This is a genomic window from Colwellia sp. MB02u-14 (assembly GCF_014076915.1).
Classification (GTDB): Bacteria; Pseudomonadota; Gammaproteobacteria; order Enterobacterales; family Alteromonadaceae; genus Colwellia_A.
Genome location: NZ_JACGUX010000062.1, coordinates 129,841 through 146,471, shown reverse-complemented (window position 1 = coordinate 146,471; position 16,631 = coordinate 129,841). Strand labels below are relative to the sequence as shown.

Annotated in this window: 20 protein-coding genes; 15 read left to right on the top strand and 5 right to left on the bottom strand. The window is 36.7% G+C overall.

Annotated features, from left to right (window positions below; all coding sequences use genetic code 11):
* Positions 1 to 451: 451 nt before the first annotated feature.
* From H4J52_RS05485 to H4J52_RS05470, 4 genes are all read right to left on the bottom strand, one after another.
* Positions 452 to 1,075, bottom strand: a complete 624-nt coding sequence (locus tag H4J52_RS05485; protein ID WP_182224345.1) for a membrane integrity-associated transporter subunit PqiC — start codon at positions 1,073 to 1,075, stop codon at positions 452 to 454.
* Between the two features lie 5 nt (positions 1,076 to 1,080).
* On the bottom strand, positions 1,081 to 2,823 hold the full coding sequence (pqiB, locus tag H4J52_RS05480; RefSeq protein WP_182181084.1) for an intermembrane transport protein PqiB: 1,743 nt from the start codon (positions 2,821 to 2,823) through the stop codon (positions 1,081 to 1,083).
* A complete protein-coding gene (locus H4J52_RS05475; protein ID WP_182224344.1) occupies positions 2,813 to 4,030 on the bottom strand; it encodes a paraquat-inducible protein A in 1,218 nt (405 codons plus the stop codon). Before H4J52_RS05475 ends, pqiB begins: the two co-directional genes overlap by 11 nt.
* Positions 4,031 to 4,099: 69 nt before the next feature.
* Complete coding sequence (locus tag H4J52_RS05470; RefSeq protein WP_182224343.1) at positions 4,100 to 5,053, bottom strand: AraC family transcriptional regulator; 954 nt, start codon at positions 5,051 to 5,053, stop codon at positions 4,100 to 4,102.
* 68 nt (positions 5,054 to 5,121) lie between these two features.
* On the opposite strand from H4J52_RS05470, the gene H4J52_RS05465 reads away from it, so the two are divergent.
* From H4J52_RS05465 to H4J52_RS05430, 9 genes are all read left to right on the top strand, one after another.
* Entirely contained in the window at positions 5,122 to 5,733 is a 612-nt protein-coding gene (locus tag H4J52_RS05465; protein ID WP_182224342.1) for a cytochrome P460 family protein, read from the top strand.
* A gap of 102 nt (positions 5,734 to 5,835) precedes the next feature.
* The gene (locus H4J52_RS05460) at positions 5,836 to 6,393 is read left to right on the top strand and encodes a hypothetical protein (protein ID WP_182224341.1); all 558 of its coding nucleotides are present in this window, start codon (positions 5,836 to 5,838) and stop codon (positions 6,391 to 6,393) included.
* A 33-nt stretch (positions 6,394 to 6,426) separates the two neighbouring features.
* Positions 6,427 to 6,660: a hypothetical protein gene (locus H4J52_RS20405; protein ID WP_182181079.1), complete on the top strand. Its 234-nt coding sequence runs from the start codon at positions 6,427 to 6,429 to the stop codon at positions 6,658 to 6,660.
* Positions 6,661 to 7,036: 376 nt separating this feature from the next.
* Complete coding sequence (gene msrB / locus H4J52_RS05455; protein WP_182181078.1) at positions 7,037 to 7,483, top strand: peptide-methionine (R)-S-oxide reductase MsrB; 447 nt, start codon at positions 7,037 to 7,039, stop codon at positions 7,481 to 7,483.
* Positions 7,484 to 7,485: 2 nt separating this feature from the next.
* Positions 7,486 to 7,986 carry a peptide-methionine (S)-S-oxide reductase MsrA gene (gene msrA, locus H4J52_RS05450; protein WP_182181077.1) on the top strand — a complete coding sequence of 167 codons (501 nt, stop codon included), beginning with the start codon at positions 7,486 to 7,488 and terminating at the stop codon, positions 7,984 to 7,986.
* Positions 7,987 to 8,008: 22 nt separating this feature from the next.
* Positions 8,009 to 8,557, top strand: coding sequence for a peptide-methionine (S)-S-oxide reductase (locus H4J52_RS05445; RefSeq protein ID WP_182224340.1), 549 nt, complete (start codon positions 8,009 to 8,011; stop codon positions 8,555 to 8,557).
* 313 nt (positions 8,558 to 8,870) lie between these two features.
* A complete protein-coding gene (locus H4J52_RS05440; protein WP_182224339.1) occupies positions 8,871 to 9,551 on the top strand; it encodes a DUF6796 family protein in 681 nt (226 codons plus the stop codon).
* Between the two features lie 11 nt (positions 9,552 to 9,562).
* Positions 9,563 to 11,158, top strand: coding sequence for a VCBS repeat-containing protein (locus tag H4J52_RS05435; protein WP_182224338.1), 1,596 nt, complete (start codon positions 9,563 to 9,565; stop codon positions 11,156 to 11,158).
* 164 nt (positions 11,159 to 11,322) lie between these two features.
* The gene (locus tag H4J52_RS05430; protein WP_182224337.1) at positions 11,323 to 11,589 is read left to right on the top strand and encodes a hypothetical protein; all 267 of its coding nucleotides are present in this window, start codon (positions 11,323 to 11,325) and stop codon (positions 11,587 to 11,589) included.
* Positions 11,590 to 12,289: 700 nt separating this feature from the next.
* On the opposite strand, the gene H4J52_RS05425 is transcribed toward H4J52_RS05430, so the two are convergent.
* Positions 12,290 to 13,123, bottom strand: a complete 834-nt coding sequence (locus tag H4J52_RS05425) for an AraC family transcriptional regulator (RefSeq protein WP_182181072.1) — start codon at positions 13,121 to 13,123, stop codon at positions 12,290 to 12,292.
* 170 nt (positions 13,124 to 13,293) lie between these two features.
* Here H4J52_RS05425 and H4J52_RS05420 point away from each other — a divergent pair, with 170 nt between their 5' ends.
* The 6 genes from H4J52_RS05420 to H4J52_RS05395 are packed head-to-tail and all read left to right on the top strand — an operon-like array spanning position 13,294 to position 16,631.
* Positions 13,294 to 13,779: a YHS domain-containing (seleno)protein gene (locus H4J52_RS05420; protein ID WP_182223700.1), complete on the top strand. Its 486-nt coding sequence runs from the start codon at positions 13,294 to 13,296 to the stop codon at positions 13,777 to 13,779.
* Complete coding sequence (locus tag H4J52_RS05415; protein ID WP_259367819.1) at positions 13,760 to 14,131, top strand: co-chaperone YbbN; 372 nt, start codon at positions 13,760 to 13,762, stop codon at positions 14,129 to 14,131. Before H4J52_RS05420 ends, H4J52_RS05415 begins: the two co-directional genes overlap by 20 nt.
* Positions 14,132 to 14,161: 30 nt before the next feature.
* Positions 14,162 to 14,446 (top strand): DUF2282 domain-containing protein, encoded by a 285-nt coding sequence (locus H4J52_RS05410; RefSeq protein ID WP_182181069.1) that lies wholly within the window; start codon positions 14,162 to 14,164, stop codon positions 14,444 to 14,446.
* A 9-nt stretch (positions 14,447 to 14,455) separates the two neighbouring features.
* Positions 14,456 to 15,328, top strand: a complete 873-nt coding sequence (locus H4J52_RS05405) for a DUF692 family multinuclear iron-containing protein (protein ID WP_182181158.1) — start codon at positions 14,456 to 14,458, stop codon at positions 15,326 to 15,328.
* On the top strand, positions 15,325 to 16,152 hold the full coding sequence (locus H4J52_RS05400; protein ID WP_182181068.1) for a putative DNA-binding domain-containing protein: 828 nt from the start codon (positions 15,325 to 15,327) through the stop codon (positions 16,150 to 16,152). Before H4J52_RS05405 ends, H4J52_RS05400 begins: the two co-directional genes overlap by 4 nt.
* A gap of 2 nt (positions 16,153 to 16,154) precedes the next feature.
* Positions 16,155 to 16,631, top strand: coding sequence for a DoxX family protein (locus H4J52_RS05395; RefSeq protein ID WP_182181067.1), 477 nt, complete (start codon positions 16,155 to 16,157; stop codon positions 16,629 to 16,631).

Below are 16,631 nucleotides of genomic sequence, written 5' to 3'. Positions count from 1 at the left end.
AAAAATCATGCTGAGCTCAATGTGAGATCAGCAGGTACTAGCTCAAGCACAAAAAAAGCGGTAAATGTAAAAGATATTCTATCGGCTGAGACTGTGTTTGTGATGGAAGAGAAGCATAAAAGTTGGCTTAAAGCTGAGTTCACCGATTACTTAAATTTAAAGATATTTAAGTATTAGATATCCCTGATGAATATCAATCTATGGATGAAGAGTTAATTGGTATTTTAGAACAGTCCGTTAGTTCATATTTAGGGATATCTAGACCAATTATTAATAAGTAAATGTATGTGGATCTTCACAAATCATGATAATTCTTGCGTAAAAGTTGTGAGAAAATTATGAAAGATCTAATACGTCGCTAAAAAATAGTGTCAACTAAGTGCACATTCAAGACATGAAGCCCCCTGAATAACAAGGTCAATTTTCTGATCATACAGCTAACATCAATTTATTAGTTCTCTCTCGTTATGTGATAGTTCTTTAATATAACTGACGCTGACATCATCGACACCAATCGTCGCATTTGGGAAACTGCATGAGTGTAGCCATCTTCATTTAATAATAATTCGAAGGAAAAGTGCTGCTGTATTATGTTTTTGTCCTCATTATTCTCTGTCCAAAATACACCAGATAATACAACCTTTGAAGCTGTGCTGGGATGAAAATAATCAATTCTCACCATTAACTTATCATTACTTTTTTTGTTCGACTTTAATTCGTCAGTAACAAATTGAATACGGTTATTATTTAAGTTTAAATCATTAATTAACGCTTTGGTAAAACCAGCTTGCAGCGGCTCTGCCCACACATCAAAACGAGCATAATGTAATTGATGTCTATTTAGCTGCATGACTAATTGTGGTTGGTCTAGATAAGCCGGAAGTTCTAGCACTTCTACCACTACTGTTTTGTTAATATTTACCGAATTTTTAGCTAAGTGTTGGCTATTAAGTAGGTAGTAATTTGTTTCCAAGGGAATTTCTGAATTTGAGCTACAACTACTTAGAAAAAAAACTAAGGTTGATAAAGCTAGTGTTAAAAAGTGCCTGATAAAAATGGGGGGGGGTGTTTTCATTGAGTTCATCCTGCCTTCTTATTAGGTGTATATTTTTTAGGTTCAATCGCATCAACTTTACCTGATTCAAATATTAAGCCGTTAGGTTGGTGTTTTAATTGATTAAGAAGTGGCTGTAATTCATTCATAACCTTAGTTAATGCCGATAATGTTTGACGAAGGTCTTCATACCCTTTAGAACCAGCAGAGAGATCTTTACTTAATTTTGTGTAGCTTTGCAGGGTAGTTATCAATTCCTGAGTCAATTGTTGCTGATTCACACCATCAAGTACGCCTGATAAATTATCACTAACACTTTGAAATGACTTTGCTGTTTGGGTGAATTCAGTAATAAGTTCGTTGGTATTACCAGAAATTTTATCTAATGGTAGCGCATTAAGATTATCGATGAACTGGCTTGCCTTCGCGGTAATTTGTGAAAACTCATCATCAACACTAGGGATGATCGTATATTCACCATATTGGCTATTTTCAAAATCAGTTCTTTGTGTATTTTTTTCCTCTTTATTCAAATCAGGATAATGCTGAAAATCAATAAACAAACTACCTGTCAATAAACTACCCGTTTTTAAACTCGCTCTTAAACCGTCTTTAATCCATAACTGATGTTGCTGTTTCATAAGGCTTACACCCATTTCATTATCGGGTAAGCCAACTCTTCCAGGTTGTAAACTTATCAAAATGGGTATTTTTATGTCGTCCTGAAAAACTTGAGGTCTATCGCTATTTCTTTGTGCTAATAGGTTAATAGATTTAACATGCCCTATTAATACTCCTCTATATTCAACTGGGGCGCCAACATTCAAACCGCGTATGGTATTACTGACCAAAACAATGTATTCAACAGAGTATTTATAACGTTCATCGTCAGCTGCCTTATAATTGGCATAGATATCAAAGTATGATCGCTCGGTAATTTCTTCGCCCTTTACCATGCCTTTGGGCACATCGAAAGTAACCCCGTTAGTTAACATGGTTTCTATGTTACCGGTTTGTATTGATAAACCATCGGCCGTTAAGTCCATCCGTAAACCACTAACATCCCAAAACTTAGTGTTGGTAGTGACTAATTGATGATACGGCGCTTTAATAAAAGCATTGTAATAAACTACACGTTCTTCAAGGTTGAAGTGAATGTGCTCAAACTGACCAACCGTTAAGCCTTTATATATGATTGGGTCACCTTTTGAATAAGCAAACTGATCGTTACTGTTTAACGTTAAATGTAAACCAGGTGTTCCGGGAGGAGTTACCGGTGGATCTTTTAGCGCAATAAACTCTGATGTTAACTCATCGACTTCGTCTGCATAAATAGAAGACGGAGAAAATTCAATATACACGCCTGATATTAAGGTACTTAAACCAGAAATTCCGGTATGTGAAATTTCTGGTGACACTAGCCAAAAATTACTGTTTTGATTAAGTAATTTTTCTGCATTTTTTGTCATTCTTGCCGTTACAATAACGCCATCTGCATTTTCGTTAAGTACGATATTAGATACTTCACCAATGTCGACATTATAGGTTTTTATTTTAGTCTTACCTATCTCCATACCTTCAGCAGAATCGAACGCGATGGTGATTATTGGACCTTCATTACTCCACTGATAATAAACCATCCAAGCGCCAATTAACAAAGCAACAAAGGGTACAAACCAAATCATAGATATCGACTTTAATTGTTCAATATTTGCGGGGCTTATTTCAGTCTCTTTATTAGATATATCGGTATATTCGTTATTGGTCATTATACTCTTCACTATATAAATTGTTTTTTGTTTGCCAAATGAATTGTGGTTCAAAACTCATCGCCGCCAGCATAGTCGTGATCACTACACCAGAAAAAGCTAATGCTGCTCCACCTGGATAAATACTCATAGTATTGCCTAGTTGAATAAGTGTCACCAGAATGATCACCACATAAACATCAACCATAGACCATCGACCGACAAACTCAGCTAACCGATAAAGTTTCACGCGCTCTTTAGAGAAACGACTGTGTTGGTGCTGAACACTATAATTCAACCATGCCAAAACTAACATTTTGGCCATGGGTACTGCGACACTCGCGACAAAAATAACAGCAGCAATTGGATAAGATCCCATTTCCCATAATAAAATAACGCCTCCTAAGATAGTACTCGGTTCATCTTGCCCTAAAAAACGAGTATTCATGATGGGTAAAATATTAGCGGGAATATAAAATACGATAGATGTTATCAGTAAGGCCCAGGTTTTTTGAACACTTATTCTCTTTTTTAACACTAGGCTCAAATGATTTCGTGGCGTTATTTCTTTGATTTTTGTAGGTTCTATCTGTTTTTTTTGTATCGCTTGATTTGATTTACAATAGTTTAACAGTTGTTGCAACTGATGTTTATCCATATGCAACACAGCAGCTGTCATCGCTAAGGAAAATAAAATGTAAGCAAAAAATGATGGACCAAGACTAATGTCAGCCAATGAAATAATTTTAATTAAACTCACTAAAACGCCAACAACAAATATCTCTACCATGCTCCAAGGTAATAATTTATAGGTGAGTTTTAAAAGGTAATGACCACCTCGAGGGTAAATTCCTTTTCGCAGCGCAATGGTGAGGTAAATCAATGAAAACAATATCAGTGCCGGTATTACAAATATTGTCAGTACTTCAAGTACTGCTAAAACGTGATAATTATTGTTGTTCAAAATAGTTAAACTTGCCAGAATATCAATTTTTCGTTCAATTCCATTGGACTTAAATGCTAAAAATTCAAAAGGTAATGATAATAACAAGAAAAATAGGGCAGTGATAGAATACGCCAGTATTCTATCAAGGGCATTATGATGTTTTGCAGATAATAAAAAACCACAGCGTGGACAAAGTGCTTTTTGTCGTTCCATCAATAGGGAAATATTGACAGATAAAGCGCACTCATGACATTCTATAATGCTACTAGATTGGTCGTCCAAAGGGTACTCACTAGTTATATACGAATGTAAACTATACGAAATAAGATTTTAGATAGATAGTATTAGTTATTATAATAGTCTCTCTAATTTCTTGCGGAATTGACTTGGCGTATCACCATAATGGTCTTTGAAGGCATGTGAAAGTGTGCGAGCGTCAGAAAATCCTATGACATCAGCAATTCCTTCAAGTGATAAATTTGAATGCTTTAATAATTGATAAGCTTTTGCCATACGCCAACGGCTTATATAAACCATTGGCGATAGACCTATGGCAGCTTTGAATTTACGCTGTAAGGTGGCACGAGACATACCGACAACATCACTAATAATATCTAGCGTCCATTGCCTTTGAGGGTGCTGATGAATAAGCTGTAATATTTTATTCAAACGAGGCTCTTTAAGCGCTGAGAAGAAACCCGATAGGTGCTCATTTTTCTCCATAAAGCTGTTCAATAACTGAATAAATAATACTTCAGTTAAACGGTCGATAATACTGTTTTTCTTATTATTTGTTCTGATTATTTCCGCGTCAATTAATTTTACTGTCATCCAAATATTATCATTTGATTGAATATTGGAAAGTTGAATTATGGAGGGTAAGGCGCTGAGAATAGGGTGTTCAATAGCTTCATCGTATTCCACTATTCCACACATAATCTTATTGGTGATTTTACCTTGTTGAAAAAGTGGCATACCTAAAGAGCAGGCGTCGCCCGCTTGTTCACTAGGCACCAGTTCGCTTTCAATTTCATCTGCTATCCAATGCATATCTCCGCCTGGGATCATGACGATATCCATTGGCTCTACGGTAATGTTGCTAGTTCCTGCCCCAACATAAAAGTGTCCTTGTAATGCAATATGAAATCTTGGCATTACAATTGATGATAATGACATTCCCCATGGCGCAGCAAGGTTCGAATGAAAGAATATACTGCCACGAAAACGAAGTGTATTAATAACATCATCAAGCACATTAAATTCTGATGTTGTACATTTGAGTTGATGAGCGACATTTTTGAGCATTTCAGATACCAAGGGTTAATAGTAATGACTGCTATAGTGATGTTACACGAAATTCAGCAGAGTATATTATGAAAGCGAATAAAGTATTAGTAGCAGCATCCTTCCTGTTTGTGCAAGTCATTTTTTCAGGATTTACTTATGCAAATGAGGCATTTGTAATGAAAAACGGTGAGCTAGAACGTCCTACGGGCTATCGAGAATGGATCTACGTTGGCACTCCTGTTACACCCAATGATATGAATGATGGCAAAGCGGCATTTCCTGAACTTCATAACGTTTATATTGATCCTAATAGCTGGAAACACTGGAAAAACAAAGGTGAATTTCGTGAGGGTACTATCATTATTAAAGAGCTAGTTTCTGTTGGCTCTAAATCTGCTGTTAGCGGTAATGGCTATTTTATGGGCGACTTTATCGGTCTTGAAGCGACCATTAAAAGTAAAAAACATTTTAAAGATGAACCGGGTAACTGGGCTTATTTTAGTTTCTCAAGTGCAGATCATAAAACGCTATCAAAAACAGCAAAAGCATTTCCCTCAAAGTCTTGCAATTCATGTCATGCAGGTGCTGCAGCTGATGATTTTGTTTTTACGCAATATTACCCAGTATTAAGTCAGGGTAAAGGGATGAAAATGAAAGCGGGTGGTGGATACTTCGACAGTCTTAAGCCAATTAAATAAAAATAACTTACCAAGCCGTTTTTCCTTTGATTATCTATTAAAGTCAAATGATAACCCTTTTCACTTTTCTAGTTTTATCAGTAACGCTTGTAGGAGAAAAATATGCTTAAATTTTCAACTAATACCTTAAATCGATTAAAAATTATGGTAATCATGCTCTTTTTACTCCCATTCCATACCATGGCTAAAAAAGCTGAAATATCATCAGGAACAGCGGTGGATAATGCATATGCAGCTAAAATGTGGCAATACATGGTTAAAAATAAACTGGTAGGTGATGGGCGTACACGCAGTTATCCTTTTGTAGGAAACCGACCCCATGGCAGTATTCAAGAAGTTATTTCAACTAACGTTGAAATAGAAGGGCAAAAAGGAAAATTGATTGTTAAGCATAATTATGGTGTTAAAGAAGAACTTACACCACATAAAGTCTACAGCGATGATCAAGCCGATAATTATGTCGCGCTTACGATTATGTTTCAACGTGAGAAAGGCTATGACTCAACTAATGGTGATTGGTTTTGGGCTGAGTATTATGCTGATGGTAGAATCATTAACTATCAAGGCGTAGATCTATCAGGCCGTTCAGAGATGTGTCTAGGTTGTCATACCGCACTTGGAGGTAAAGATAGAGAAGTGTTAAACGGTAGCTCTAAATAAATATTTATCAACTAAATATGGGTGTACCATACTATGGTAAGGATATTACACTGGAGTATTGTCTTTAGTATTGTCGTGGCCTATTTAACGGCTTATTATCGATATTGGTATATTACACAAACTGAAGGTGCGAATTGGACCTTACTCGTTGTTCATATTAACTTTGGTCTATTAGTATTAATATTGATACTTAGCTTCATTATGTTCGTTTCACGTTACTGTTTATCTAAAATGGGTGCTAAGACTTTATCACCCAATAAAGTATAGCTAAATTCATCAGTAAAAATAATGCTTTATACTTTGTATTTTATGTTTTTTCACTACCCGTCAGTGCCTTAATAGGCACTGACTTTGATATTCCTATAGCAGGTGTTATAAGCCTACCTGGTTTTTTAGGTTTGAATTTTTTCAACAATTATTACAACAAAATTTTGAGCTGTTAATGATCACCTTTATAAAGCCTTTTGCCAATTATCATCGATATGTAACTTCATATATGATACTGCCAATATTATTGATTGGTTATGTCGGTGCAAAAATAATGCATCATAAAATAAAATAAGGTAATGAGTACCGTTAAACCATACAGTGAATTTCTATAGTGTCACAATGAAAGGTGACAAAACGCCGAGGACAGAAAGTTATGACAACCTATCAAAAATCCACCGATGCAATTTCAGCACTAACCAAAGAACAATATCGTGTAACACAAGAAAGTGGCACAGAGCGAGCGGGTAGCGGAGAGCATCTTAATAATACTCTGCTGGGCATTTATGTCGATATTGTTTCAGGTGAACCATTATTTGCTTCATCGGATAAATATGAATCTGGTTGCGGTTGGCCAAGTTTTACCAAACCGATAGAAACTAAAAATGTTAAAGAAATTAATGATAATAGCCACGGCATGAATCGAACTGAAGTTCGCTCGGGCCATGGGGACAGTCACTTAGGGCATGTATTTAACGATGGACCAACAAGTAAAGGTGGGTTACGTTACTGTATTAATTCAGCATCACTTCGTTTTATTCATCGTGATGAGATGGTCACTAATGGTTATGGTGAATACGTTAATCAAGTGGAGAATGTATAAATATGACAATTGAACGCGCTATTTTAGCTGGCGGTTGCTTCTGGGGTATGCAAGATCTTATACGCAAACTTCCCGGAGTTACATCAACCCGAGTGGGGTATACCGGTGGAGACGTTATCAACGCAACTTATCGTAATCATGGCAGTCATGCAGAAGGCATAGAGATATCATTCAATACTGATGTTGTCAATTACCGCAGTATCCTTGAATTGTTCTTTCAGATCCATGATCCAACAACAAAGCACCAACAAGGAAATGATCAAGGCTCTTCATATCGTTCAGCGATTTATTACTGTACAACTGAGCAAAATTATGTGGCGATACAAACGATCATCGATGTGAATGCATCAGGTTTATGGCCTGGGACTGTAGTGACTGAATTAGCACCTGCAGGTGATTTTTGGGAAGCAGAAATAGAACATCAAGATTATCTACAAAGAATACCGAATGGTTATACTTGCCACTTTCCCCGAAGTGACTGGGTATTACCTTTAGCAAAATGAGCCAATAAAAGTAACTTCAATAATGAGTATATATAACACCAATCTTACTGAAAACTTCAGTAAGATTGGTTTAGGTGGTGGTTGCCATTGGTGTACCGAAGGCGTTTTCGAATCACTTATCGGTATTATATCGGTGAATCAAGGGTGGATTGCGTCAATCGATAATCATGCTGAATTATCTGAAGCTATTGAAGTATGTTTTGATCAATCTATGATTTCTTTGCAGACATTGATTGAGATTCATGCACATACCCATGCCTCGACAGCTAACCACTCTATGCGTAAAAAATACCGATCGGCTATATATACCTATAACGATGCGCAAAACCAAGAAGCTAACAGTGTTTTAGATGCTTTACAAAGTGATTTTGATAAACCAATTATAACGCAGGTACTGCCATTTGATTCATTTAAGGCGAATAAGGATGAATTACAGAATTATTTATATAATTCACCTAACAAACCATTTTGTAAAACTTATATCCATCCAAAATTGAGACTGCTATTAACACATTTTAAGCATCAGGTTAATGATGAAAAGATTGCATTATGTATACCAAATAATGACTAATTAATAAATTAAAAATTAAGTAGATAGTTAAAATTTTTGTTCATTTAATCACAGAACTCAAAATAATTAATACAGAGTAAATAGGAATAATATTACAGAGACTACCCCTGCAGTATAAGAGAACACTTGATTGTTTTTAGCAATGACAAACAAGCTTTTGATTGACTTAAAGCAGTAAAACTACTTTTTATCCATGATGTTGAAACATATGACTTAATTGGATAATAATTTTTATGAATAGTCTTTTTTATTAAGATTTATCAAGTGCAGTAGCACTTGCTTTAACTACAATAATTAAATTTAAGGAAAACTTATGAATGAAGTAGAAAACACAGATCACAAAGTCCTTTTGCTTACCGGTTACGTAGGACTAATTGCTTCATTTTTAGTGGGGTGTGGTGAGTTTTTATTACATTTCGATCCCTTAGCCCGATTTTCAGAAAATGGTTATGACTTTATGTTGGCAGCCCCAGAGGCTCAACAAACCATAGGGCATTTTATCGGTGTACTATCTGCACCGTTTTACATTATTGGATGCTGGCATATATATTTGATGCTCAAACCAGCAAATAGCAAGTTTGCATTACTCCTCTTTTTTGTTGGCTCCTACGGCTTTATCATTGGTGGCGATTGGATAAGTTCACGTGCATCAATCGGCGCTATAGTCCATACACAAAGTTTAGGCGTGGATTTGAATTCACTCATCGCACTTTATGATGTTAGATATGAGACTTTACTGTCGGTGATACGTATAACAACACTCATATTATCGGCAGGGTTCGTTTATTTAGCGCTTACCGGGCGTTCGAATTATCAGAAATGGCAAGCGGTATTTAACCCGATTATATTATTAATCGGTTGCTTTGTCGTCTACCTCATTAACAAGGATATTGGTAAATACATTATGCCTATCGCCTTGAACGTAGCATTTTTTATCTTTTTTGCTATGTCCATCATTCAAGCAAAAAAAATAACGTTAACTTCTAAGGTCTAACTGAGAATACTATGAAAAAACTACTTTTGATTCCTATTATATTCATCATGATCTTATTCACGGTGATCAGTGTTCGATTCACCATGGATAGACAGATAGATTACGACGTCGCACTTGGTGATACGATTATTCCAACCTTTAAAGAAATTCCGTTAAGTTTTGAGCATAAAATTGATCAATCAAAATCGCTTCCATTTACGGCGAGTGCCATTATTGATATCGATAATGATGGTACTGAAGAGCTATTTATAGGCGGTGGGCCAAATCAACAAGATGCCATTTTTAAATTTGTTAAAAATGAATTTATTGAACTAGATAAAAGCATCTTAGAAAAAACAGAATTATCTGAAGCAACGTTCGGTTCTTCAGTAATTGATGTAGACGGTAACGGTTTTTCTGATTTAATCATTTCTCGGACTTCGGGTGTTTGGTTGTATTTAAATAATGGAGGTCGTTTTACCGGTCAGAAACTAGATTTACCTATTACAGCTGACACATCTCCTTTATCTGTGGCAATCAGTGATATAAATAGAGACGGACACTTTGATATGTATGTAGCTGGATACATAAAAAAGGAACTTGCCCAAGGGCAAAATATATTTAATAAAGAAGGCTATGGCGGCTCTAGTCTAATGCTGTTAAATAATGGCGATAACACTTTTACCGACATCACCGACTCTTCCGGTCTTGCTTACAAGCACAACACATTTATGGGAATATTTGTTGATGTAGACAACGATAACTTAGAAGACTTGGTTGTAGCTCATGACACGGGGCAAATAAGAACATGGAAAAACTTAGGTAACAACAAATTTTCAAATATGCCTAATCCAAATACAAAACAATCGAGCTACCCAATGGGAATTGCCGTAACCGATTATGCGAATGACGGTACTGTAGATTTCTTTTTTTCCAATGTTGGTTCTACACCGCCATCCTTTATCGTAACGGGAGATTTAAGAGAAGACCAAGTCTTTAATCCTAAATGGATAATGTTTAAAAACAACGGTGATTTTAAATTTGAAGATGTTGCAGAACAAGTAAAACTGGCAGATTATGAATTTTCGTGGGGCGCAATATTCGAAGACTTTAACCTTGATGGATTAGATGATCTTGTTGTTTCGGAAAACTACATTGGTTTTCCTCCGCATAAATTACCCTTTTTAAGACTTAATGGCCGGTTTCTTTTGCAAACAGAACAAGGTGAATTTGCTGCGATGGGTGAGCAAAGTGGTGTTATTAACCGCGGTTATGGCATAACGCCTCTTACCGCTGATTTTAACAATGATGGTTCACCTGATGTTGTGCACATCAATATTGCTGGTAAATCTAAGGTCTTTATTAGCCAAAATAGGCAGAATAATTATTTGAAAGTTAAGCTCGATGATACTATTTCTTCAATTGCGGCAAAAATTACAGTGACCAGAAGTGATGGCTCTATAATTTATCGAGACTTCATTTCAGGTGAAGGCCTTAATTCAGATCAATCACATGTACAAATTATTGGCTTATCTCAGTTTAGCGCTAATAAAGTTACGGTTGAATACATCGATGGTACTACGGTTGAAAAGATCGGTGAATTTTCCAATGAAATGATTCGCTTTTAATGAAGTATTGGCAGCTCTCTGTTAAAACACTATTGCTGCTATGCCTTGCATTCGGTAGCTGGGGTGCGTTTTTAGTATCCTATGCTACATTTTCAGGTAAAGCTCCCTGCCCAGAAATATTTATAATCTATATTTTTTATTTAGTTTTTGCTGGATACTTATTTATGTTATTTTTACAAATATTTCCCCCCTCTAGCATTAGAACAAAAAATTTTAGTATTGCGTGGATTTTAGTCTTTGGATTTGCCATTTTTGGTGTTGTGGCTGAATTACTGGTGGGAGATATATGCCCCAAAAATAACGTAGGCATGCCTCTTTGTTATATCTCGTTATTATTAGCATTATGTGTAATGACACTTTTTCAATTATTGATAAAACTAGAACGCAACAATGCAAATATCAATAGAATGTCTAGTAAATTTTCCAAGTAACTACATTTTTTCATTAGGTAATTTAGGGCTAATAAGAAGATGATGTTTAAAATAACTATAGTTTTGGACTTTTTGACGTTATAGAAATATGATATTGAATTTACTCTGCCACCTAGGGTAATTACTCCATAGAACCTTCGTTCATGTTAGCGAGAGTTGGCGCTGTCACTATTGCCCTAGTTTTGCCATTGCCGACAGAGTTGCTTTACTGGTGGACAATTAAATCAATAGGATTTTGCATGGTACTTTTTACGCTTATCGTTCAATGAGCTACCAATCCTATGTTTGTTAGAAAGTTAAACATAGGATTGGAGTTTTTAATGCATGATGTTTAAAAATTTTCACCGAAAATTAGGTACAGCGTAGATCATTGAATTAACTGCTCAAAAGTTTGTTTGATTGTTAATTCAATATACAAAACTAAGACTATTAATCTAAAGTCATTTAGGAAAATATTTTATATGACTATACCAATATCACACCAGCCAAGCGGCTTTCTTCTTGGTGATGCCGCGGCCCAAATTACTATTGATGCTTTTATTGATATTTAATGTCCGCATTCGCGCACAATCTGGCCAACGTTGCCGAAGTATCAAAATATTACCAAGGTAAACCCGTCAATATAATGGGGCACTTGATTACGTTAAGTAATCACGGAAATCTTGGGATATGAGCTTAATAAAAGTTACTTATTTTTAATCTAAGGGAAATATCCAAGCGTTTTTTCAAGCCATTCTTTAGGAGATACGCCCAACTTTTTTCTAAATACGCGCGCTAGCGCTGAGCCATTTTCATAGCCAACTGCATTGGCGACTAACGCCACTGGTTTATCTTGTTGTAATAAACCTTGCGCTATCACAATACGCCAATCAATCACATAATCTCCAGGACTTTGCCCAACAGTACGTTTAAAAAGATCAGCAAATTTTGAACGTGACATTAAGGCAAGCTCTGCCATGGCATCGAGCCCCCATTGCTTCTCGGGCATTTCATGAATGGCAAGTAAGACTTTTGATAATTGTGGGTGCGCTAAACCAGCGAGCAGGCCGTGTTGCATAATATTATTATTAAGCACATGACGAAGTATGTGAATTAGAAACATATCGGTAAGCAAACTAATCATGGGGATCCGTCCGGACTGGTCTTGAAATGCTTCTTCGAATAAACATAGCGCGGTTTGTTTGAGCTTTTCACTATGACTAAGCTTAAAGCACATCAGAGCAGGTAGAGCATTGGCAATTGGATTAGACGTACTTTCATTATAAATGATATTAGCGCAGACCAATTCAGGAGGATTTTCTTCATTGCCAATAATACGGTGTGCGTGGGGAGTAGGAAAATAAAGCACGGTAGGCTCATTGATTAATTCAGACTTTCCTCTTTCATCAATAATCGTCAACTCCCCACTCCGTAATAAGTGCAAGTGCCCTTGATTTGGTTCTCTACTGAAATTACTGACACCACAAAGGCTCCCTGTAAAGAAAACTTCTGTATTCATCGAAAAGCGCTGCAAGATAACTGAAAGTTGATCCATTTTTCTCTCCTTTAGGCTCGTTTAGGACGATTGGGTTCAAAGTTAGGACTATGTCATTCCTTTTGCTTAATTGAAAGCCCTATATTATCAACCAAGGAAAACATCCTTATTCATTAACTGATTAACAAACAAACTTTGAACGTCCCACCTTAAATACTGGAGCAACAAAAATGACACTTTCAACACTGATTAAATCTACCTTCGCTACTTCTGCATTATTGATAAGCAGCCTGAGTTTTGCTGCAAACATTGAAGTGAATGCCAATGGTAATGACTTAGCGATTAAAGGATACGACGCGGTATCTTATTTTACTAAAGGCGAGCCGACTAAAGGTACTGATAATTTTACCGCCGCATACAATGGTGCCATTTATCAGTTTTCAAGTGCTGATAACCGTGACTTATTTAAAGTTGAGCCAAGTAAATATGCACCACAATACGGTGGTTACTGTGCCTTTGGCGTTACGATGCATAAGAAATTCGATACCGATCCTATGGCTTGGCATATCCGTGGCGATAAATTGTATTTGAATCTAAATAAAAACGTACAAAAGAAATGGGTAACGGATATTCCGAGTTACATCAAAACAGCGCAAACTAATTGGATCGATATTAAAGGGTTAACAGAAGAACAGATTGAAAAAGTTTACGACTAATACTGAGTTACTTAATAACAAGCATGAGATTTTAATGATGAAACAACTAACATCAGCTGACTCACTTGATGAGTTACTTTCACAGCAAAAAATTTCACTGTTATATTTTACTGCTTCGTGGTGCGGGCCTTGTAAGTCAATGTCACCGGTAGTTGAAGGCGTGTCGGACATGATGAACGGTCGCTTTAATACGATTAAAGTGGATATCGACCAATTGCCTATTTTTGCCGCTGATTATGGGATACGTAGTGTGCCTACGCTGATGTTGGTCAAAAATGGTGAAATTATTGACCAACGTGTTGGTGGGTTACCACCACAGCAATTAATGCAATGGTTAGAGCAGTTAATTTAGCTGCTCACTTTTTAAATATAAGGATTGATGATGAACAATAAATTATTAGTAAGCGCAGCATTGGCAGCGGTAATTTCTACTGGGGTTATTGCTCCAGCAGAAGCAGCAGGTAAAAAAGAAAAATGTTATGGCGTGGCCAAAGCCGCTCAAAACGATTGTGCAAATTTAGCAGGCACCCATTCATGTGCCGGTCAGTCAAAGGTTGATAACGACAAGGGGGAATGGAAATTAGTAACAAAAGGCACGTGTTCAACGCTGGGCGGTTTGTCAAAAAAAGCAGCGAAAGATCACTATAAAGCAACAAAAGGCGCTTAAAGTATGACTATGTCGGTAACAAATAGCGATGTAATAGTAGGTGTTGGTTTAAGGCATCCACATTTTACCGACATACTAACTACAACTAAGCAAATTGACTTTGTTGAGGTACATTCTGAGAATTTTTTTGGTCAAGGAGGAGCCGCTTTGTCTGTGCTTACTCAAGTCAGAGAAATGTACCCTGTTAGTTTGCATTCAACATCTATGGGGCTAGGTTCTACACAGAATGTTCCGATGCAATATTTGGCGAGTTTAAAAACGCTTATGGAAAAAATAGCCCCATTTATGATGTCCGAACATGCCTGTTTTACTTGGGGACAAAAACAAGGGCAGCTTATTCATAGTGGTGACTTATTACCGATTGCTCATAATAAAAAAACGTTAACCAAAATGTCTGAACAAGTGGATAAAGTACAAAACTATTTAGGACGGCAACTGATCATTGAAAATGTTTCTGCCTATGTGAAGTTTGATGAAAGTTACCTTAGTGAAGCGGATTTTTTAGCACAACTTTGCCAACGAACGGGGGCAAAAATATTATTAGATATTAATAATATTGCCGTTAACAGTATGAACTTTGAAAGCGGTGATATTCAACAATCAGTCGCTGATTATATCAATGAATTACCGGTGGCAAGTGTGGCACAAATTCACTTAGCGGGTTGCAGTGAACCTTTAACGGGCGAGATGACCATTGATGATCATGCGCGGCCCGTTTCTGATGATGTTTGGTTAGGCTATCAACAAGCGTTAACACGTTTTGGTGCGGTGCCAACGTTAATTGAATGGGACAGTGATTTACCTCAATGGTCAGTATTGGTTGATGAAGCGAAAAAAGCACGTGATATCGCCCATGCTGTATTAACGAGGAAAAGTGCATGAATGAGCTAGGTAAAAATGAAACAGGAAGAAATGAGTCAACCATTAATGAATCTGCTAAAAATGAACAACACGTGTTATTAGAGGTCATTTGGAATGATGAATCTATTGCCCTAGAACAATGCGGTTTTAATACTCAAGGCATTAACATTTATAGAAAAAATTTATTGGCAAATGCTCAGCGAGCATTATCTATTAGTTTTCCAACGGTGTTTGAATTGCTTGATAGCGACATTAGCGAAAGTCTTGTTTATCAATTTTTACGAGTATCACCACCTAACCTAGGGGATTGGACGCAATGGGGCGAAAAATTTCCTCACTTTTTAGGGACCACAGAAGTGGGGACAGACTACCCGTATCTTGCTGATTGTGCTGTACTCGACTGGCATGTTCATTGTGCATTACATGGACGAGATCAAACCCTTATCTCATCGACATTACAATTGCTTAGTGAGGGGCAACCAGAGCAACTTTTCATCGCCTTTAATCACAATGTCAAAGTATTTAAAACAGCCTATCCATTGACTGAAATTTTTCAGGCTCATCATCACAGTGATGAACTTCAACGAAAATCCGCAATGAGTGCTGCAAAAAAAGCACTGTCAGAAAAAAACATTGAACAAGTTGTGATGATTTTTCGTCCTGAGTTTCAACCGCAAGTGACTACCTTATCGGCCAGTGAAGGGACGTTTATGTTTTCTTTATTGTCTGGACAATCATTGGCGCAATCACTTGATGCGCTGAAATATAACAACGAATTTTCATTCGAACAATGGCTGTTTATCGCGATTGAACGTAACTTAATTAATCTTATTAAAGAGAAGTAACTATGCATACTCTAAACAATCTAGTGTTATCTACTAGCCATTTATATCGTAATGTAGCCAGTAATATCAGCCTTTTAGAACCCCTCGCGTTATTAGCCGCTCGCTGTTATGTGGCTTGGGCGTTTTTTTCCTCCGGGCTTACTAAGTTAAGAGACTGGGACAGCACGTTAATGTTATTTGAATATGAATATCAAGTGCCGATATTACCGTTTGAATTAGCCGCCTATTTAGGCACTGCCGCAGAAATTATTTTACCCTTGTTATTAATCGCAGGATTAGCGAGTCGTTTTTCTGCCTTGGGTTTGTTTTTTGTCAATATTGTCGCAGTCATAAGCTTAGAAGAAATAGCCCCTGCTGCCTTCGCAGAACATATTTTATGGGGAGTATTATTACTACAAGTTGTTATTTTTAGTGGTGGTCGATTTGCCTTGGATCGTATAGCAGAAGAACAATTATTCAATAGGAAAGCATCAAATTAA